The 20,352-nt window shown below is 57.7% G+C and carries 16 protein-coding genes; 13 read left to right on the top strand and 3 right to left on the bottom strand.

From position 1 onward, the window contains the following. Positions 1-103: 103 nt before the first annotated feature. From AC0VX3_RS20155 to AC0VX3_RS20145, 3 genes are all read right to left on the bottom strand, one after another. On the bottom strand, positions 104-850 hold the full coding sequence (locus tag AC0VX3_RS20155) for a DUF4145 domain-containing protein (RefSeq protein ID WP_475522017.1): 747 nt from the start codon (positions 848-850) through the stop codon (positions 104-106). Between the two features lie 344 nt (positions 851-1,194). Continuing rightward, a complete protein-coding gene (locus tag AC0VX3_RS20150) occupies positions 1,195-1,659 on the bottom strand; it encodes a DNA-methyltransferase (protein WP_475522016.1) in 465 nt (154 codons plus the stop codon). A gap of 1,067 nt (positions 1,660-2,726) precedes the next feature. Beyond that, entirely contained in the window at positions 2,727-3,095 is a 369-nt protein-coding gene (locus tag AC0VX3_RS20145; RefSeq protein WP_475522015.1) for a VOC family protein, read from the bottom strand. A gap of 816 nt (positions 3,096-3,911) precedes the next feature. On the opposite strand from AC0VX3_RS20145, the gene AC0VX3_RS20140 reads away from it, so the two are divergent. The 13 genes from AC0VX3_RS20140 (at position 3,912) to AC0VX3_RS20080 (ending at position 20,352) form a co-directional block, all read left to right on the top strand. Then, positions 3,912-4,622: a hypothetical protein gene (locus tag AC0VX3_RS20140; protein WP_475522014.1), complete on the top strand. Its 711-nt coding sequence runs from the start codon at positions 3,912-3,914 to the stop codon at positions 4,620-4,622. Between the two features lie 588 nt (positions 4,623-5,210). Beyond that, complete coding sequence (locus AC0VX3_RS20135; protein WP_475522013.1) at positions 5,211-5,675, top strand: hypothetical protein; 465 nt, start codon at positions 5,211-5,213, stop codon at positions 5,673-5,675. Positions 5,676-5,814: 139 nt separating this feature from the next. After that, positions 5,815-7,074, top strand: coding sequence for an ABC transporter substrate-binding protein (locus AC0VX3_RS20130; protein WP_475522012.1), 1,260 nt, complete (start codon positions 5,815-5,817; stop codon positions 7,072-7,074). A 73-nt stretch (positions 7,075-7,147) separates the two neighbouring features. Beyond that, complete coding sequence (locus AC0VX3_RS20125; RefSeq protein ID WP_475522011.1) at positions 7,148-8,176, top strand: dehydroquinate synthase/iron-containing alcohol dehydrogenase family protein; 1,029 nt, start codon at positions 7,148-7,150, stop codon at positions 8,174-8,176. Beyond that, positions 8,173-9,603, top strand: coding sequence for an aldehyde dehydrogenase family protein (locus tag AC0VX3_RS20120; RefSeq protein ID WP_475522010.1), 1,431 nt, complete (start codon positions 8,173-8,175; stop codon positions 9,601-9,603). Before AC0VX3_RS20125 ends, AC0VX3_RS20120 begins: the two co-directional genes overlap by 4 nt. A gap of 251 nt (positions 9,604-9,854) precedes the next feature. Continuing rightward, entirely contained in the window at positions 9,855-10,676 is an 822-nt protein-coding gene (locus AC0VX3_RS20115) for a helix-turn-helix transcriptional regulator (protein ID WP_475522009.1), read from the top strand. A gap of 173 nt (positions 10,677-10,849) precedes the next feature. Next, positions 10,850-11,860 carry a branched-chain amino acid ABC transporter permease gene (locus AC0VX3_RS20110; RefSeq protein WP_475522008.1) on the top strand — a complete coding sequence of 337 codons (1,011 nt, stop codon included), beginning with the start codon at positions 10,850-10,852 and terminating at the stop codon, positions 11,858-11,860. Between the two features lie 3 nt (positions 11,861-11,863). Further along, positions 11,864-12,922: a branched-chain amino acid ABC transporter permease gene (locus tag AC0VX3_RS20105; RefSeq protein WP_475522007.1), complete on the top strand. Its 1,059-nt coding sequence runs from the start codon at positions 11,864-11,866 to the stop codon at positions 12,920-12,922. After that, on the top strand, positions 12,919-13,710 hold the full coding sequence (locus tag AC0VX3_RS20100; RefSeq protein ID WP_348150963.1) for an ABC transporter ATP-binding protein: 792 nt from the start codon (positions 12,919-12,921) through the stop codon (positions 13,708-13,710). Before AC0VX3_RS20105 ends, AC0VX3_RS20100 begins: the two co-directional genes overlap by 4 nt. Then, positions 13,703-15,859, top strand: coding sequence for a Tm-1-like ATP-binding domain-containing protein (locus AC0VX3_RS20095; protein ID WP_475522006.1), 2,157 nt, complete (start codon positions 13,703-13,705; stop codon positions 15,857-15,859). Before AC0VX3_RS20100 ends, AC0VX3_RS20095 begins: the two co-directional genes overlap by 8 nt. A 3-nt stretch (positions 15,860-15,862) precedes the next feature. Further along, positions 15,863-16,687, top strand: coding sequence for a phosphoenolpyruvate hydrolase family protein (locus AC0VX3_RS20090; protein WP_342895706.1), 825 nt, complete (start codon positions 15,863-15,865; stop codon positions 16,685-16,687). 24 nt (positions 16,688-16,711) lie between these two features. Continuing rightward, positions 16,712-19,915: a flotillin family protein gene (locus AC0VX3_RS20085; RefSeq protein ID WP_475522005.1), complete on the top strand. Its 3,204-nt coding sequence runs from the start codon at positions 16,712-16,714 to the stop codon at positions 19,913-19,915. Next, complete coding sequence (locus tag AC0VX3_RS20080) at positions 19,915-20,352, top strand: SRPBCC family protein (protein ID WP_475522004.1); 438 nt, start codon at positions 19,915-19,917, stop codon at positions 20,350-20,352. Before AC0VX3_RS20085 ends, AC0VX3_RS20080 begins: the two co-directional genes overlap by 1 nt.

Below are 20,352 nucleotides of genomic sequence, written 5' to 3'. Positions count from 1 at the left end.
AAATGGACACAGAACGTCATGCAGGGGAACGCGAAGCCGCCATTCATTGATTCGGTGCCTATAACTGTTCAGGGCCAGTAGCGGCTATCGCCGCTAGCGCTCCTCAACGGACAGGTTTACCCTTCGCCGCAACAATCCGCTTGGCTTCGGCAGCCAGCCTTGCCTGTCGTTCTTCAATTAGTTCAACCATGACATGTTCCAGCATTTCGAAGCAGCTCATCAGGTCCATGAAATCTACCACGCCATCATGACTACCCGCGTTGCCGAGCCACCGAAGGGCGTCCAGGAATTCTTTTTGTTGGGGTTTAATTTTTGTCAAAAGCTCTATGCGAGCGGAAAGGGTGAGATAGTTGCCGTTGTCTGTTTTCCTTTGTATCTGAAATTGGTCGAGTAGATATTCTACGACAATCCGCAAACGGTTGGCGCAGGACGCGTAGTCATTCCAGAACAGTTCGAACGCTTTTTTTAAATGGTTCTTAGCGTCGACATTTAGCTTCTTTGGAATTTCGATGATTGGAGGTGCCGGCCGAATTGAGAAGATTCGGTAGCTCGTCGTGGTAAAGCGCACTTCCTGCCCGCTTTGCTCGTCCCACTGCAAATTCTCGTCACTACGGTATTCGCCGGCTACCGTCGCTACTTCACCACAAAATCCACTTTTGCAGACCATGAAAGAGATGAAGCTACCTTCAGACAGATCCCCCTGAAGACCTTGTTTTTCAATTTCTCGGCTGATGTGCGCAGGCTCTAGCAGTTGGACATCACCCTTCCTAACTAGTTTTCCTTTTGTGCATCGAGGACAGGGAAGTCTAGGTAGTGACCCATACGATTCCCTCCATAAACTTTTGTCCATGAGCCCTCCGAACCAACCAAATATTATCGAAACAACCTTGCAGGTCTTCAAGTAATAAATCGTCTCTAAAACTGACTATGCCAGTCACAACCGATTTACTCAATCTTAGGTAAGAAGGCGTCTATGAATCTATTGGCTATTCGCAACTCGTAAGGCGTCTTTCAATTGAAAGCCACTTCGGGCTCAAAGCGGCCCTTTGCTGTATCCAGTGCTAACGACAGCTTTGGGCCGTGAACTCCATTTCTCTGAGGTCCCGCAGTAATGTCTTCCTCGAAGATGTCCAGGAGCTAGCCCGCTTCGGCAATCTCCCGGACACTTGTTAGCATTTTCGCTTAGACACTCATTTAAGCTGCCTTTGAAAGTCGTTCGCTGGCGATTTCATAATAGGCTTCTTCGCGCTCGCATCCAATGAAACGCCGGCCAGATCTCAGGGCCGCGACACCAGTAGTGCCAGAGCCCACAAACGGATCCAGGACGGTCCCGGTCGGGCAGACCCGAACCAGTGCATCCATCAGCGGTACCGGCTTGCCGGTCGTGTGGAGCTTCGGCCCTCCGGCCATGACACCGCAACGAATGACACCAGGGTAGGTCGGCCCGTCCTTGTCATGCCAGGCTCCCTTGGAACCCCACAAAATGAACTCTGCTTGCTGCCGGAACCGGCCCTTGGCCGGGCGGCAGGCTTCCGTCTTGTCCCAGGTGACCTGCCACGGGATTTTTCCTCCAACATTGATAATCAGGGGCCGGGAGTTTACGTCTATCCAGAAGATCTGCCATTCTTGAGGTAAAAACGTGCATACTTTCGATGTCAAAGTGATTTGGGTGCCCAAAGAACTCGGCGGTCGCTCGTCGCAACCCGGTGAGGGTATGAGGTGCGGGATTAGGTGGCAAAAGGAGATCGAGTTTTGGACAGAGAACTATACTGATCTCATTATAGAAAGATCCCAAACAGAACAGAATACGGGTCTCTCAATTTTGAAATGCTCGTCTGTTTCGAATCTGATACCTAAAAAATTCCTCGCTAGCGGCTCTCCGGTCGAATTACTGGACGGGCCAATAGTTATTGGCGTAGGAGTATTAGTTTAACTCTTATTCTAAGCTTCCTAATCAGGTCTTGTGTAGATACTTCAAAATCATAAAAAGGATCAATATCCGAATTATTTCCACATATGTTCGAACTTAGCGTTGTCCTGCGGGAAGCAGACGCTATGCTCTCTCTTGATTGCAAAAGTCATGACTTATGCAACGCGTCTTTGGGTGATGCAAAATCAAAGGCTTGAACTGGTGCGAAAGTCAGTTGTCCAATTCCGTCATTGTGAGTTGAGGTTTTGCGACGTGGCAGACAGCGTGCCTGCGTCGGTCGTGCAAAGGTTCCTATGAGCGCTTGAAACAATTGAAGCACCGATTCGAAAGCGGCCATTGGCGCATGTGCAGCCAAAGCTCACTTTGTCCGCACTGCCGTCGGTCCCGCGAGGAAATTCGAAAGTCCGCTTTGAAGCCTTTTGAAACAGCCCGTCAACCCATCTTGAAAGTTGCTACCTCGAATTTACGCGGCAATTGAATTCATTGCTCTTTTTCAAATGGCGCAAATCGCGCGACGGGTTTTCGCGGTTCGGTGCGCCAAGTGAAGTTGCGCGGCCCGTTTCGCCTGGTCTCGCCCAAAGCGGCAGAAAACCGCCAAAAACCGTTTAATCCCACTTAATCCCGGAAAAGCCTTATGGGCCATGTGTTCTTGCGCGTTACAAAAACACGGTTGCTGCCGTTCGTTTTAACTGCGGCAAAGGTCTGGTTTGAGCCCAAAACACCCCTGAGGTTAAAAGGCGGCCTCGATCACATTTCCCAGATCAGAACGACCGAGGACGCCTCTTTCGACGCTTCGCTAAGCAGTCAGATGTAAATTAAATTTGTTTCCATCAGGATCACGAAAATATCCTCCATAGAAGTCGCGTCCTCGTAACCCTGGTGCGCCTTCGTCGATTGCTCCGAGTTCAAGAGCCAACGCATGTATGGCGTCAACTTGCGCGCGATCTTTTGCGACCAGAGCAATCATTATCCCATTCCCTGAGGTCGCGGTTTCCCCGTCAAAAGGGCTAGTCACGATAATCATGGGTGTTTTCGGTCCAAACGAATAGCCAATCATATTGTCGAGACTGTAGGCTCGTGCGCCGTTCATTGCACCGAAGATTGAGTCAAAAAATTTCGCGGATGCAGACAGGTCGTTCGACCCGATGGTGATGTAACCGATCATTGGTTCCGTTCTCTTGCATAAGAATTCCGTTCACCTCTGGCTAGGAGGCGTGTGTTAGATCATCAATGGATCTTTCTGGAATGCTTAGGCAATCATGAGTGACGTGATAGCAGCTGAGACCTGCGTGTCAAACCGTTGAGCGCCAAATGGCAACTTTGTCCGCATAGCTGCCAGTCCCGAGAAGAAGGTCGACAGTCCGCTTTGGAGCATTTTGACCAGTGACGGCGGCTTTTGGCCATCCGCCATTCGGCATCCGCGCCCTGGAAAGGCCACGAGCCCGGCATGCGGCCGTCAGGGGCTGGATTCGCATAACGTATGATATGGAATTCTGTTGGAGGGCAGGGCGGAAAATTGGCGGCATTTGACGAATTTTTGAAGCGCTCTGAAACGCCCCTTCAACCGATATTGAAAGTTGCTATCTCGAAATTGCGCGATAATTGTTTCCATTGAGCTTCTTCAAATGGCGCATTTCGCCTTCCCGCAGATCGCGCATTTTGTGCCAAGTGAAGTTGCGCGGACGTTTTCGCGGGGCCTCGGCCGAAGTGGCAGGAAACCGCCAAAAACCGCTCGATCCCATCTGCGTCCCGGAAAAGCCTTGATCCGCCATCCGTTCTTGCTCGTTACAGCAGGTCACTTCAAGGTCACATATTCCGGCAAAGGCGAACGAAAGCGGCTGCCCTACCTGAAATAGAAGGTTTCGGCGAAAAAATTGAACCACACAGTCTCCGGTCAGCCCGGCGCAGTTCAATCTTCCTTTTGTCAGGCAAACATACCAACTTCATGGTAGTCTTCACTCTGATTGGGGAGAAAATTATCATGATTGCAACTGTTAAATTAATGGAATTAATTAGAAATTCCGCAAAAGTCTGTCTGCCACTATTTGCGGTTTTTATCCTGTTGGGTGTCACCAACATCTCTTCGGCAGATGACACACATTCAGCTGGTAAAATTTGCGACAGCTACTACGCGCTGTGCACATCCGCGCCTTGCGTTCCCGATCCGCGTGCACCGCTCACTTATGGAATTTGCGCTTGCGAAGTGCGCGAGGGATTGAATTTCGGGCTGCAGACCACGTGTGATCAACGCAAACCCTTCCAGTCCATGACGGACGGGTCGACCAGTAAAGTCGATGATATCGCGGAAATCACGACAGCTTCGGCAGAACCCGTAAGCTTGAGATCCACCTATTCGTTCGGGCAGGCCGCCGATAAATCGGTGATGCAGTGCGCGCCGGGCAGTGCGTGGACGGACTGTCTCGACGCGCGCTGTACACTCGACCCGACAGACCCGCTGAAGGCGATCTGCACCTGCAAGATCGGCACCAAGGACGGGGCCCATGCAGACCAGGATTTTGTGACCTTCGGCGGCGACTGCAACACACTGTCCTGCGTTCCGTCTCTCTGGTCTGCCGCCACGGTGCCTTCCTTTGCGATCGGTACGGCTGCCATGACAGATGCGTTGGGACTGCAGGAGGCTCCTGTATCGTATTGTGTGCCGGAACATAATGCCGATTCCGATGCCGAGTGAGGTTATGTAATCGCAGGCACCATGGGGCCCTGAACAGGCCATCCAATGGGTTCCTGTTTGTCGAGATTGGTACAAGTCGCATCAATTACCTCGCATCGTCGGCGATATCGAATTCCGTGGGCGCCACGAACCTGCGGTTTTCCCTTCCCGCCGGTTTCCGATCGCAGCGGTGTCCCCGCCAGGCTCAAAAAACCAGCGGGTCTTGATGGAGAACATTTGTCCGGCAATCAGGTTTTGGCCTTCCTCTGACCGGGGCACATGTTCCGGGCGAGCTGTGCCCCGGAGGTCGTTGCCGCAGTCGTGCGGCACTTTTGCCGGCGTCGGTATCCGGACCGCCTTTTTCGAGCCCGCATCACCTTGAGCCCGCATCACCTTGAGCCCGGATCACCTTGAGTGCCGGGTCACCTTGAGAGAATGACGATTGCAACAGTTGCGATGCGCGGACCCTCAAACCGGGCCGCGCGGGCAGGGCCGGTCACGGGCGCCGTTACGCAATTCAGACGCTCGGTAACGTCGTAACCCCTCGTGCAATTGCCAGCCGCGCCCTGCTGCAGCACGGTGCCTGCCGTATGAAACCGGGGATAGGTCATGCCCAACAACGACACAGGCCGGGAAGCCGCCTTTTTTGAAGCTTTCCGTAGGCCATCGTGGATTGTCATGATGGTCGTCCAGATGCTGTTCGGTCTTGGCCTCGCAGTGGCGTTGATCGTCAAGTACTACATGCTGATATTCGGCACGCAGAGCTGCGAAGCCGATGGAACAACACTCGGGAATGCCATCTGGTGCACCTCGACGTTGGAGATTGTCGCGCATTTTGTCATCGCGGTCGCCGGGATCCGGTTTGCCGCCTTCATGTTTTCGGACCGCCCGCGCGCGCTGCTCGCGCCGTTGTTCATCGCTCTGGTCGGCGTGCTGCTGTTGTTCCTGTCGAGCCTTTCGACAGTGACGGCATCCTGGCCGGTGGCGGCGGTTATCCTGACGTTGCTGGCTTGCTGTTCGGCGGTTTTTGCCGCACGGCAAGTCCTGCGTTCCCGGTCTACGGACCCCGGATAACTCCATAAAAAGAGACGCCTTGTTATGTCGGCGCACTTGGCGTGATCTGTGTTTGACCCTGTGTACGGCACCATTCGTGCCAGCCCCTGCGAGCGCCAGACAGCTTGTGGACGGCGGGAAACTTCAGGGAGGAACAGGAATGAAAAAGGCACTTCTAGGATCACTATCCATAGTGGCCATAATGACGGCGGGTGCGACATCGGTGTTGGCGGCGGAGCCGTTGAAGGTCGGCGTGCTGGCCACTCTTGAGGGGACATACACCGTTTTGGGAGAAGACGGTGTTCGCGGAATCAAAACCGCGCTTGCGCAAACCGACGGGACAGCCGGCGGACGTGAAATCGAGCTGATCATCCAGTCCACCGATACGTCGCCGGACAGTGCCCTTCGCGGCGCGCGCAAGCTGGTCGAACAGGATGGTGTCGAACTCGTGATCGGACCGCTTTCCGGATCCGAAGGCATCGCGATCCGCGACTATTCGAAGACCCAGCCCGGCGTCACGTTCATCAATGGGGCCTCCGGTGCGATGGAGACGACCTATGTCGACCCGTCGGAGAATTTCTTCCGTTTCAACACAGACGGATCGCAGTGGTCCGCCGGCCTCGGGGATTATGTCTTCAATGAAAAAGGCTACAAATCGGTCGCGACGGTCGGTGAAGACTATTCCTTCATCTACACGCAGGTGTTCGGGTTCGTGACGGAGTTCTGCGCGGCGGGTGGTGAAATCACCGAACGGCTGTGGGTGCCGCTGGGCACCAAGGACTTCGGATCGATCATCGCCGCGCTTCCCGATGACGTCGATGCGATTTATGTCGGCCTTGGCGGCGGCGATGCCGTCAACTTCCTGAACCAGTACCAGCAGGCCGGCGGCGATGCCAACCTCATCGGTGGATCGATCATGGTGGACGGCACGGTTCTGTCTTCCGAAGGATCGGCCAAGAAAGCCCTGATCGGAACACCGTCTTCGGGTCCGCAGGCGGACACCTGGGAGGATCCGAAGTGGCAGGCCTATGTGAAGGCGTATCAGGACACGTTTCCGGCGGATGAGCGCTTTCCGTCGCCGTCTCTTCTGGCGACCGGCTATTACAACGCAACCAATGCGATGCTGGAGTGCGTGAACACCGTCAACGGTGACCTGTCGGACGGCCAGGCGGCGTTCCGGTCCTGCTTGAGCAATCTGTCGCTCGATGCACCGAACAAGACCATCACACTTGACGGGAACCGCCAGGCGATCGGGACGAACTTCGTGTCCGAAGTGGTCGAGTTGCCGGATGGAAGTCTTGCGACGAAAATGGTCAAGATGGTTGACAATGTGAACCAGACCCTGGGCCTTGACGAGGAAACCTTCGCCGCCATCGGCTTGCCTGGCCGTGAAACACCTGAGTGCAAGACCTCTTATTGACCCCACAATCTGTCGGGCGGCACATGACTTGCCGCCCGATTTTTCTGGCCTTCCAATTCGCCGGTGAGAGCCCATGACGCTCATCACATACCCGACGCGTGTGCATTTTGCTGATGGCGTGCTCGAAGACGCATTGTACTCCGAACTGGAGAAAGCCGGTGCAACGCATCCATTGCTGATATTTGAAAGCACGTTGGTGCAAAGTGAACTTTCCGAACGGGTTCAGACTGGCCTGCCTTCGGCGGCGAAGCCATACCAGTTTTCCTTTGCGCGTCACCACGACCTCAGACACGCTGCGGCGCAGGCCTCCGGACTGGCGCCAGGCGCCGATGCGATCGTGGCATTCGGATCGGCACGTGCAATTGAACTGGGGCGGAAATGCCGATACGCCCTGTCCCGAACTCAAAGGAACCGGCCGGAACTTTACGTGGTTCCAGGTGCCGACGGCTTGCCCAATCCGTGCACGCGCAAGCTGGAAAGCTGGCGCGCCGGCTTGCCCTCCGTTCTGATCTGCGATCCCACCGTCACCCTTGATGCCGACAGTCGGCAGAGCCAGCGAACGGCGGTTCTCAGCCTGATCCGCTGTTTCGAAGCCTATCTGGCGAACGCCTACAATCCGCCCGCCGATGGCATGGCCCTGGATGGGCTCACGCGATGTGTGGTGAATCTGCCCAGGATCGGGAAACTGGCAGGAATAGACCTGCAACGGGAGTTGATGGCGGCCTGCCTGAATGCAGCGTTGTCCCAGGAAAAAGGTCTTGGCCCGTCATTGACCATGTCGGCGGCACTCGCGCGCACGAATCCGGATCTTGACGAGGCTGAAATAGCGCGCCTGGTTTTACCCGGCGTGATCCGGAAACGTGTCATGGCGCCTGAAAAGGCAGACATCCTGCTTAAAGTGCTGGGCAGACAGGAAGATGACCTGCACCAGGCGGTCGGGCGCATCCTGTCCGGCATCCCGATGGCTGCATCTCTCGCCGACATGGGCATTTCCCGGACCGACCTTGATGATGCGGCGGATGCCGTCGCCTCGACACAAGGTCTCGATGTGGGAAGTGCGCGATCGGTGCTTGAATCGATTTATGAAGAGGGCGTTGGATGAAGCCGCTTTTGATCAATGGTGCCTGGGTGACGACCTCTCATGCGACCGGGAACATCAATCCTTCCGATGTGAATGATGTCATCGATCAGTACGCGCAGGCCGGTCGTTCGGAAGCGCAAGCTGCCATAGCTGCTGCGGCGGATGCATGTGAAACATGGAGCCGGAGCGGCCAGCAGCAACGTCACGATATCTTGCAGTGTGCGGGCCAGGAGATCCTGGCCCGGAAAGACGAACTTGGAAATCTGCTGGCGCGCGAGGAAGGCAAGATCCTGTCAGAAGCAATCGCCGAGGTCACCCGTGCCGGTCGGATCTTCCTGTTTTATGCAGGCGAAGCGCTGCGTCTGCGCGGCGAGGTCATTGCCTCCGTCCGGCCCGGTGTCGGTGTTGAAGTGACGCGTGAACCCGTCGGTGTGGTCGGGATCATCGCACCGTGGAATTTTCCGATTGCCATTCCGGCCTGGAAGATTGCTCCGGCGCTTTGTTATGGAAACACGGTGGTCTTCAAACCGGCAGAGCTTGTCCCTGGCTGTGCATGGGCGTTGGCCGACATTCTCCACAGGTCGGGCGTTCCCGCGGGTGTATTCAATCTTGTGACCGGCCCTGGGTCCGTCGTCGGGCAGACCATGCTGGATGATGCACGCATCGACGCCATCAGTTTCACCGGGAGCCAGGCAACCGGCGACCGGGTCGCCGCGGCAAGTCTGCCCCATCAGCGCAAGATCCAACTGGAGATGGGTGGAAAGAACCCTCTGGTCATTCTGGATGATGCCGATCTGGAGATCGCCGTGCAGTGCGCGCTCGACGGCGCTTTCTTCTCGACGGGGCAACGATGCACGGCGTCCTCCAGACTGATCGTGACCGAACGGGTCCACGATCGGTTTGTCGGTGCACTTGCCGAGCGTGTGTCGGCACTGAGGGTCGGCCATGCCCTGGATGCCTCATCGGACATTGGTCCCGTGGTGAATGCCGTCCAGTTGGCGCAGGACCTCGACCATATTGCCGTCGCGAGAGCGCAAGGGGGTGTGTTGCGGGCCGGGGGCGAGGTCGTGGAGCGCGAGACGAACGGGTATTTCCTTCAACCCGCACTTGTTACCGAAACCCATCCCGACATGCGCATCAACAGGGAAGAAGTCTTCGGTCCGGTCGCGTCGGTTGTCAGGGTCCGTGACTATGACGAGGCCCTGGCGGTTGCCAACGACACGGAGTTTGGCCTGTGTGCCGGAATTTGCACCACGAGTTTGAAATACTCGAGCGATTTCAAAAGGAAAGCGCAAGTCGGGATGGTTATGGTCAACCTGCCCACAGCCGGCGTTGACTATCATGTTCCGTTCGGCGGCAGCAAGCGGTCAAGCTATGGTTCGCGCGAACAGGGGAGCTATGCTGCCGAGTTTTTCACGCGTGTGAAAACGGCATACACCTCACCATGAACGCATGTTTCGGACAGTGTTTCCGCTGCGACAAGTCATGAGAAGTAACCTTGAGTATGATTATTGACCCCAATGGCTTGCAAGAGTAGCGCGCCTATGTCCCGATGAAGACTGCGTTTTATCGAGATGAGAAAACTGAGGACTTTTTGGATGAGGGGAGGAACCGTGAGTTTGGATATGCCGAGGTAACGCAGCGCAACAATAGCGCGCCTGTGCCGGGCAGAATCATTACGGATTTGGGAGGGTCCAAAATGAGCCATGCAATCGCAGTTTGTCACGGTCAGTTTGGGCGTGCCGCACTATACCGTCTGGACAAAACCATCATCACGCACGCGCATCGCGAGGGGCATCTGGTGTTTCTCGTTGACGGCCCGGCAGCGACCCTTGTCAGCGACGACAAGACCTGCAAGTTGAACGCCACCCACGCGGCGGCCGTAAGTCCCTGGGCACCGCATAGCTTCCATGAAGCTGAAGGCGGGGATCATGTCTGTCTCGTGCTCTACATCAAGCCGATGTGGTTTCTCGAAAACTCGTCGTCTGCCCAGAATGCGCTGAAATTCGGAAGGGCGGAACTTGAGGTGACCACCGAGATTCAGGGTTTCGTCAATCACCTCACGGCGCTCCTTCTGGAAAATGAGGATCAGGGCCAGTTCGACACTTTGCTGTTCGGATTGACCAAGGCGAGTTTCGATCAGTCCTGGTCCAATATCGACAGCACGGCGCGGCTGAATGCCTTCAACCGGTTCAGCGATTTCCGTGTCCGCAGGTCCTTGCGTCTTATCCAGGAACGCATGGGCGAAGATATGGAAATGGAAAAGCTTGCCCGTAGCGTGGGCCTTTCCAGGCCGCATTTTTTCAAGTTGTTCAAACAGTACATGGGGGTGACCCCGAATGTTTACATGAACACCTTGAGATCCGAACGGGCAATCGAGGAATTGCTGGGCACCGACAAGTCCGTCACGGACATTGCCTTTGATCTCGGTTTTTCGTCGCAGGCGAGTTTCACGCGGTTCTTTTCTTCGAACGTCGGTATCGCTCCAAGTGACTACCGCCGGGTTGCTCATGTGACCTGAAGATGCTTTTCCGATGATGGGAAAACCCAGCAGACTTTGGGGTACGTGCCTTCGCCAGAACACCCGCTAGCATCACTCTCAACAAGCCCCGACTGCGGGGTGTGGGAGGAAAGAGTGCAGCAGGTTTCCACAAAGGGCGAAGTGACGAATAGTCTGCGTGCGGGTCAATCCGCATGAGCCGCTTTGCAAACGCACACCCGGTCTGGACGGCCATTCTGGCGCTCGCGGTGGTGATCTTGCTGTGGCTGATCTTCGCGATCTGGCCCGCCGGGCTGGTCGATGTGATCGGTAAAAAGAAGATCTTTCTCAGTGCGCTTTTCAACGGCATCACTCTGGGCGGTCTTTATTTCCTCGTCGCCAGCGGCTTCACGTTGATCTTCGGGTTGATGCGCAATGTGAATCTCGCCCATGGGTCGCTCTACCTGCTTGGGGGATACGTCGGTTTTCATGCCGCCGATATTACTGGCTTCTGGCTCCTGGCGTTCCCGGTGGCATTCATTCTTGTCGGCATCTGCGGCGTTCTTCTGCAGATTCTCGTTTTCCGCCGGATGGAAGGGCAGGACCTCCGCCAGACACTGGTCACGATCGGCATCTCCATTGTCGCAGCAGATCTGATGCTGTGGGGCTTCGGCGGAGATTTTTTCAACATCTCTCCGCCTGCATGGTTGTCCGGGCCGATCGAGACACTGTTCGTGACAGGTCAAAAACGCAGCGGTGACCTAGTCTACATGAAGTATCCCATGGTCCGCATCGTGATTTTCTTTGCAGCTGTCGCCGTGGGAATTGCCATGTGGCTGGCGCTCAATCGGACCCGTATCGGGATGATGATCCGGGCAGGTGTGGATGATCGCGACATGTTGTCTGCAACAGGCGCGCGCATCCAGATCGTGTTTGTCGGCGTCTTTGCGCTGGGAGCCGGGCTGGCCGGTATCGCCGGTGTTGTCGGCGGCACGTTCCAGTCAGTTGCGCCGGGTGAAGATATCCGGTTCTTGCTGGCGAGCCTGGTCGTCGTCATCGTTGGCGGCATGGGCTCAATCCCGGGCGCCGCGCTGGGCGCACTTCTGATCGGTCTGGCCGAACAGTTCGGGTCGGTCTATTTCCCGACGTATGCAGTGGTTCTGACATTCCTGATCATGGTTGTCGTGCTGGCGTTTCGTCCGCAAGGCCTGATGGGGCAGGGCTAGGCGATGGCAGACGCAACCTCGAACCTCATCGAACAACGCGGCTTCAGGTTTGAAACTGTACCGCCGGCCTATTGGGTGATGGGCGTCGTTCTGCTGGTTCTGCCGGCTTTCGTCAGTCCGTTCGTGATGTTTCAGATCATGGGATGGACGTTCATCCTCGGCATCATTTCCCTCAGCCTGATGTTTCTGGGTGGCTATGGCGGCATGGTCAGCTTGGCGCAGATGGCGGTCGCCGGATTTGCCGGCTACATGATCGCGATTTTTGGCGACAGCGCGATTTCCACGATTTCGCAAGGCTGGGCGTGGTGGATCGCAATCCCTCTGGCTCTGTTTCTGACGGTGATCCTGTCTGCTGCCATCGGCTGGCTGGCCGTTCGCACCGAGGGGATTTACACGATCATGATCACGCTCGCGATCGCCGCGGCGTTCTTCTATTTTGTCCGACAGAACTACGACCTCTTCAATGGCTTCCAGGGGTTCAATTCCGTGCTGCCGCCGATGCTTTTCGGCGTCGACTGGCGTGGCCCGTATGCCTTCTATTATCTGGCGCTGTTCTGGGCGGTCTGCGGTTATCTGCTTGTCCTTTACATCAGCCGCGCCCCTTTCGGGCTCGCGTTGCAAGGCGTGCGGGACAATCCGCGTCGGATGGCGGCACTGGGCTACAACGTCACCGCCCATCGGGTTGCAGCCTATGCTTTCGCAGGATTGATAGCCGGTGTCGGCGGCATCCTTCTGACATGGCAATCCACGCAGATCTCACCGGGTACAATCGGCATCGGTCCTGCAATCGATATCCTTGTTATTGCGGTCATCGGCGGCCTCCGGCACCCGATTGGTCCCTTCATCGGTGCGTTCATCTATGTGCTGCTGAAGACCTTCGCAGTGGATGTCCTGGTCAGCCTTGGCCTGGCCGGGGAGCGTTTCCAGCTGGTGATCGGTCTCGGGTTCCTTGTAATCGTGCTGTTCTCGCCGGACGGCATTCTCGGCCTGTGGGCCCGGTTCCGCGCAAATCGCAATCGCGACCCGCTGACCGGCAAGGATCGGGGAGACAACCCGATATGACAGATGCACTTGTCCAGAAGGGATCATCGGTGCAGGGCGGTGCCGGGTATGCCCTGGAACTCCGCAACATCTCCAAGAAATTCGGCGCCCTGGAAGCGTTGTCCGAGGTGAATATTGCTGTGCGTCCGGGGGAGAGACGCGCGGTGCTCGGCTCCAACGGGGCGGGAAAGACAACGTTGTTCAACTGCATCACCGGTGACTTTCTGCCGACAAGCGGTGCAATCCGTTTCTTTGGAGAAGACGTCACGGTCTTTCCGGCGCAGGAGCGCATCCGGCGCGGCCTGCGCCGGACGTATCAGATCTCCCTGCTGTTCAACGGGCTCACGGTGCTCGACAATGTCTATCTGGCCTGCCGCGGTGTTTCGCGGGGAAGGTTCTCCTTCAAACGGCCGAGCAAGTCCGATGCATTGATGCAGGCGGCCGAAGAACTCGTAGCGACGGTTCATCTGACCGGTGCGCTGAACACATCGGTCAGCGACTTGTCCTACGGTCAGCAACGCCAGCTTGAAATTGCCATGGCGCTGGCCGGTGCCCCCCGGTTCATTCTTTTCGACGAACCGGCTGCCGGCCTGTCGCCGACCGAGCGTGCCGAACTCGTCAAGATCCTGACCGGCCTTCCCGGGCACGTCGGCTACATCATCATCGAGCACGACATGGACGTTGCCCTTCGGGTGAGCGAAATGGTCACGATGATGCACAACGGCCGCATCTTCAAGGAAGGCAAGCCCGCGGAAATCGAGGACGACCCGGAAGTCCAGGCACTGTATCTGGGAGGCGGCCATGAGTAGCGGCAGCGGCGCGCCCATCCTCGAGGTCAAGGACCTCAACGTCTTTTACGGGCAATCCCATGCGCTGCAAGGCGTCAACCTGACCCTCGGCAACGGTGTCCTGTCCGTTGTCGGGCGCAATGGAATGGGCAAGACGACGCTTTGCAAGGCGATCATGGGTCTGGTGCCGGTGCGCTCGGGCGCCATCAGTTTCAACGGGCACAGTCTTGCCGGACTTGGCCCGGCGGATATTGCGCGGCTGGGTATCGGCTATGTGCCGCAGGGCCGGCGGTTGTGGAAGTCCCTGACAGTTGACGAACACCTTCGGCTGGTTGCCACCAGGGGCGGTGCCTGGACCCCGGAGCGGATCTACGGCGTCTTTCCGCGGCTGGCGGAGCGCAAGTCGAATGGCGGCGCGCAGTTGTCGGGCGGTGAGCAGCAGATGCTGGCGATCGGCCGGGCCTTGCTGTTGAACCCCAGACTTCTGGTCATGGATGAGCCGACCGAAGGCCTTGCGCCTGTCATCGTAAATCAGGTTGCGGAGATGTTGCTCCGGCTGGGACAGGAGGGGGACATCGCTGTTCTGGTCATCGAACAGAATATCGGGGTTGCCTGCTCTGTTGCCGAACAAGTTGCCATCATGGTCAATGGCAAGGTCAACCGGGTGATGGACGCAGGGCTTCTGGCTTCCGACAAGGACCTGCAGCAGGCATTGCTGGGTGTCGGGCGTCATGCCCATGATGAAACACCGGATGACGTTTCCGATGCCGGCGTCAAGGGACCCGAACCGAAGGCACACGGCGCCAGGATCTATCTGTCAAATCCCAGGATCCCGACACGCTGGACGGCGTCCGTTCCGGTCGATGTTCTGGTGCGTTCCGCCCGTACGGTCACGGACGTTGAAGCGGCACCGCTCGCGACCACCACGACGGCGGTCACCGGTCGGACCGGAACCCTCTACGTGTGTGGAACGCTCGATACCAAGGGCGCTGAATTGCGCTACATGCGCGACATCATCAAGACACAGGGTGTCCGGGTGGCGCTGGTGGACCTGTCGACCAGCGGCAAGCCGTCCGGTGCAGATGTACCACCCGCTGCGGTCGCCGGTTTTCATCCTCGCGGATCGGCTGGCGTTTTCACCGGCGACCGGGGCAGCGCCGTTGCCGGCATGACTGTCGCCTTTGAGCGCTGGATGCGTCAGCGAACCGACGTTGCCGGGCTGCTGGCCGCTGGCGGGTCCGGGGCAACCGCTCTTGTTTCACCTGCCTTCCGGGTGCCGCCTGTCGGCGTGCCCAAGTTGATTGTCTCCACAGTGGCAAGTGGCAACACGGCGCAATATGTCGGCGCCTCGGACATCACCATGATGCATTCGGTGGCCGACGTTCAGGGCCTCAATTCGATCACCCGCGAAGTGCTTGGCAACGCCGCCAATGCTGTTGCGGCAATGACCAGGGCGCGCCAGAGCGCCAAGCCGGTGAACGACAAGCCAGCCATTGGCCTGACCATGTTTGGTGTCACCACGCCATGTGTCCAGCAGGTCATATCCCAACTGGAGACCGACTATGATTGCCTGGTCTTCCATGCCACCGGCACGGGTGGCCGTGCGATGGAAAAACTTCTGTCCTCAGGCATGCTGAGCGCGGTCGTCGACATCAGCACAACCGAAGTTTGCGATCTGGTTGCGGGCGGTGTCTTTGCGGCGGACGAGACCCGGTTTGACGCGATGATTGCCAGCAGCCAGCCCTATATCGGGGCGTGCGGTGCGCTGGACATGGTCAATTTCAATGCCCCCGAAACCGTTCCGGACCACTACCGCGGCCGGCTGTTCTACGAGCACAATCCGCAAATAACGCTGATGCGCACGAGTGTTGAAGATAACATTCAGATCGGCCGTTTCATCGGCGAGAAGCTGAACCGGATGAATGGTGTGGTCAGGTTCTTCCTGCCGGCCGGCGGCGTGTCGGCACTGGACAAGCCGGGCGGACCCTTCTGGGACCCTGCTGCCAACAAGGCGCTGTTTGAAACGCTGGAACAGACCGTCAGGACAACCGCGAACCGGCAGCTGGTCCGCGTCCCCCATCATATCAACGATCCCGAATTTGCCGAGCTTGTGGTCAAGACCTTCAGGTCTTTTCACGCCCGCCCGGCACAACCTGCCAGGAAAGCCTGATCCATGTTTGACCGCGACACCTTGATGAAGAAGTTCCGCGCAATGCGCGACGCCGGTGAACCCATCATCGGCGGGGGAGCCGGCACGGGGCTGTCGGCAAAATGCGAAGAGGCCGGCGGCATCGATCTGATCGTCATCTACAATTCCGGACGCTACCGGATGGCCGGACGCGGATCCCTTGCCGGGCTGATGCCTTACGGCGACGCCAATGCTGTCGTCATGGAAATGGCTGGTGAGGTTTTGCCGGTGGTCTCCAGAACCCCCGTCCTTGCCGGCGTATGTGCGTCCGATCCGTTTCGTCTGATGGACAGGTTTCTGGATCAGGTGAAGGACGCCGGGTTCAGCGGTGTACAGAATTTCCCGACGGTCGGGCTGATCGACGGCACCTTCCGGGCCAATCTGGAAGAGACCGGCATGTCCTATCAGCTGGAAGTCGACATGATTGCGGCTGCCCACAAGAAGGGCCTGCTGACCACACCGTATGTTTTCTGCGAGGCAGATGCTGCGGCGATGGCCAGGGCCGGTGCCGACATCATAGTTGTTCATCTGGGGCTGACCACAGGCGGCTCCATCGGCGCGGAAACAGGATGCACGCTCGAGCAGGCTCCGGCGCTGACCGATGCCTGGGCAAAAGCGGCCCTCGACGTGAACCCCGATGCGATTGTTCTCGTGCACGGCGGGCCGGTCGCGATGCCGGAGGACGCGCAATTCGTTCTCAAGAACACCCGGTACTGCCACGGATTTTACGGGGCGTCGTCGATGGAGCGGCTGCCGACCGAAATTGCGCTTACCGAGCAGACAAGAAAATTCAAAGCGATCAACCGTTAAGTCGGCTTGGCGGGAGGAAATCACATGACCGGCGAACTCATTGGACAACTGATCTTGTGGCTCATCATGGCCGTGATCGTCATTTTCATCCTCTACTGGGTGATGAACTGGCTCTATCGCAGATCCACCAAGGAAATCGCTTTCGTCAGAACAGGTTTCCTGGGCGAAAAGGTCGTGATCGACGGGGGCGCGTTCGTCTGGCCGATCGTTCATGACATCACGCCGGTGAACATGAATTCCATGGACCTTCATGCGGTCCGCGAGAAATCCGATGCCCTGATAACCAAGGACCGGATGCGGATCGATGTCGAGGCGTCCTTCTATGTTCGGGTCGCCCAGTCGAAAAAGGGTGTGACGCTTGCCGCGTCCACCCTGGGCCGGCGCACCCTCGAGCCCGAACGGATCCACCAGCTTCTTTCCGGCAAGTTCATCTCGGCGCTGCGCTCGGTTGCAGCTGAAATGACGATGGAAGAGCTGCACGAGCAGCGGGGCGACTATGTAAACCGCGTAATTGCGATGGCGCAGGAAGGCCTCGACAAGAACGGCCTTGAACTTGAAAGCGTCGCCATTCTGGATCTGGACCAGACAGATATCGAGTTCTTCAATCCGTCCAACCGGTTTGATGCCGAGGGTCTGACGTTCGTCGTCGAAGCCATCGAAGCCCGCCGGAAACTGCGCAACGACATTGAACAAAATACAATGCTGCAGATCCGCTCGCGAAATCTGGAAGCCGAAAAAGAAACCCTGAATATCGAGCGTGAGAGTGAATCTGCACGTTTGGAACAGGAACGCGAGATTGAATTCAGACGGGCGCAGCAGCGCGCCGAACTGGCGCGCGAGCGCTCCGAACGGGAAAAGGAAGCTGAACAGGCGACCCTGCTCAGCCGCGAGGCAATCGAGACTGCCCGGATCGCAAACGACGAACAGATCGCCGAGGCGCGGATAGCCTCCGAGCGAACCATTCGCCAACAGGAAATCGAACGGACCCGGGTGATCGACGAAGCGGAGATCACCGCACGCGAGAAGATCGAAACCGCGCGGATCAATCAGGAAAAAGTACTGACCCAGACGCGGATTGCCACCACGCAGGATACCGACTCCGCGGATATCGCGGCCAGGGAAACCATAGAAAAGGCGCGCATCGCCCAGGAACGGATCATCACCGAAGCACGCATTGCGAAAGATCTGGACACTCAGCGCCAGGAGATCGAGCGCAAAAGGACGATTGACGCCGCTGAAATTTCCGCGCGTGAAACGACCGAACGGGCCCGTATCGCGCAGGAAGAAAGTGTGACAGAGGCTCGTATCTTGCTGGAACGGAGCACACGAGAACGCGAAATTGCGCGCAATCTGGCTGTCGAACAAGCTGAAATCGCTGCCCGGGAAGCTTCGGAAAAACTGCGGATTGCGCAGGAGCGCACCATCAATGCCGAGCGCATCAGCTCCGACAAGGAAACCAAGACACTTGAAATTGCACGTCGCGAAGTGCTGGACGCCGCCCAGATCGAAGCGGACCAGGCGGTCGAAGCGGCCCGCATCGCGCGTGAGAAGGTCATAGCCGCGGAACGCATTGCCTCCGAACAGGCAACAAGATCCCTCGAGATCATGCAGCGTCAGACCCTGGATGCCGCAGAAATAGCGGCAATGGAAGCCACCGCAAAAGAGCGGATTTCCCAGGAAGAACGCGTCCGCCAGTCTGAAATCTCCCGCAATCAGGCGATAGATCAGGCCGAGATCGCCAGCAGAGAGCTTGTCGAGAAGACCCGCATTGCCACGGAAGCGCGAACAGCGGTCGAGCGGATCGAAAACGAAGAACGTACCAGGGAGCGGGACATCGCCCGCGAACAGGCGATTGCCTTCGCCGACACGGCACAGAAAGAGGCGGTCGAAGCCAAGCGGATTGCCAAGGAGAAGAAGCTGGCGGCAGAGCGCATTGCCTTTGAACAGGACATGCGTGAGCGTGAGATCGCCAGAAACCGCGCTGTGGACGTTGCCAATGTCGCGGCTCAGGAAGTCGTGAAGTCTGCCAAGATCAGCGAAGCCACGCGCATCCGTGCTGCCGAGATTGCCAGAGATGCGGAAGTGCGCAGCCGCGAGATCGAGAAGGCGGAGGCAACCGAAGCCGCTGAAATCTCAAGCCGCCGCTTGCTTGATCAGCAGCGGATCGAGAAAGAGGCCGAAACCACGGTCGAAAAAATTGCCCGCGACGAGAAGATCCGCAATCTCGAAATCGCCCGCAACAAGGCGCTGGACGCCGCACAGATTGCCTCCGATGAAGCGATCGAGGCTGCAAGAGTCGCCAAACAGCGGACTGTCGATGCAGAGAAGATCCTTGCGGAGCAACTGATCGATACCAAGAAACTGGAACGCAAGAAGGCTCTGGAACAGCTGGAAATCGCCCGGGTTCAGGTTCTTCGCGAAGCCGAAATCGCCAGCCGCGAAGAAGTCGAACGCGCCCAGATTGCTTCCGAACGGGGTCTGGACGACGCGCGTATCGGCCACCAGACCGAGCGGCGCCGTCTGGAAATCGAGCGGGAGAAAGTGGTCGAGGAAATCGGGATGGAAAAGGCCATCGCTCTTTATCGCAAGTCACTGGACAAGAGCGCCGCTGCCGTGGAGGCCGAAAACGCCCGTGCGCGCGCTGTTGCCGCTGCCGAGCAGGCAACGACAGCCGGCGAGACGGAAATTGCGCTCCGGGCCAAGACCGTCGGGATCACAACGGCAGAGCTCGAGGCCGAGCGAAAGCGGATTGCGGCGGAGGCCGAGAAGGTCCGGGCAGCGGTCGAGGCCGAAGCTGCAAGGCTCATCAACGAAGCCGAAAACGTTCTTACGGACGAAGCGCGTCATTCTCTCTTCAAACGCAAGCTCCTGGAGCATGTCGAGGGCATCGTGGCCGCCTCCGCCAAGCCGCTTGAGAAGATCAACGACATCAAGATCATGCAGCTCGGTGGCTCGGGTACCAGAGGGTTCGAGTGGGCGGCTGACGGCAACGGATCCGGCAGCGGTTCGGGCGGCGGTGGAGGTGGTGGCGGCAGCAGCCCCACCGACGAGGTGATGAACTCCGCACTGCGCTACCGCGTGCAGGCACCCATGGTCGACAGCCTGCTGAACGACATCGGTATCGACGGCAGCAATATCGCGAAATCGACGATCTTTCGCGATGCCAGCGACATGACCCGCGCAGCTTCTGAAATCAAACGCACCCAGGGTGCGAAGGAAAACAAATAATGGCCCGGGTGTTTGTTTCATCTGTGATCAATGCGTCGGCGACGGACGTTCGGGAGCGGATACGCGACTTCAACGGAATGCCGAAGTGGCATCCACGTATCCGCGACAGCCGGATCGAGGACGCTTTTCCAAGCGACAAGATCAGTTGTATTCGCAATTTTCATCTGCAAAGCGGCGACATGATCCGTGAGCAGCTTGTTGGCATGTCCGACTATGACCTCTTCTACAGCTACACCATGCTCGAAGGACCGATGCCGCTCACGGATTACATTGCGACGATCCGCTTGACCCCCGTTACCGATGGCGACCGTTGTTTTGCCGAATGGTCCGCGGAGTTCAACTGCGATCCGGACAAGGAAGCGGACCTGGTCAGCGGGATCGCGACCAACGTGTTCCAGGGCGGGTTTGATGCGCTCAAAAGGCACTTCGGGGGCTGA

It is taken from the genome of Roseibium sp. QJM3NY_11, from assembly GCF_056173175.1.
The sequence above is the reverse complement of the archived record's forward strand: the minus strand, read 5'-3'. Positions and strand labels throughout refer to the sequence as shown.